This is a genomic window from Leptospira ainazelensis (assembly GCF_016918785.1).
GTDB classification, from domain to species: Bacteria; Spirochaetota; Leptospiria; order Leptospirales; family Leptospiraceae; genus Leptospira; species Leptospira ainazelensis.
Window position 1 is genome coordinate 1 of the sequence record NZ_JAFFPT010000028.1, and the last position, 471, is coordinate 471.

Annotated in this window: 1 protein-coding gene; it reads left to right on the top strand. The window is 46.1% G+C overall.

All coding sequences use genetic code 11. The annotated features are described in order from the left end of the window. Positions 1-471, top strand: a 471-nt coding sequence (locus JWG44_RS08480) for a DDE-type integrase/transposase/recombinase (RefSeq protein WP_205274529.1), incomplete at both ends; no start/stop codon positions are given.

Below are 471 nucleotides of genomic sequence, written 5' to 3' on the forward strand. Positions count from 1 at the left end.
ATTCTCCAAAAAAGAGGATTGGTAAAACCGAGAAAGAGGAAACGAGGAATGATTCTTCCTTCGGAACCTTTTCGAGGATATGATCATCCGAATGCGGTCTGGTGCGCCGATTTCAAAGGGGACTTCAAATTGAAGGATGGAATCCGTTGTTATCCTCTGACGATCTCGGATGGATTCAGTAGATTCTTACTTTGCTGCAAAGGGCTCTCAGGGACAAAAACTTACGAGACTAAGAAAGAATTCGAGAAATGTTTTCGAGAATACGGTCTCCCGAACGCGATCCGAACGGACAATGGAGTTCCTTTTGCAGCGGGTTCAGGGCTTTCACTTCTCTCCACTTGGTGGATCAAGTTAGGAATTTTTCCGGAGAGGATTCGTCCAGGAAAACCGCAAGAGAACGGAAGACACGAGAGAATGCACAGAACTCTCAAAGCGGAAGCGGTCTACCCGATTCGTTCTTCTATGAGACAA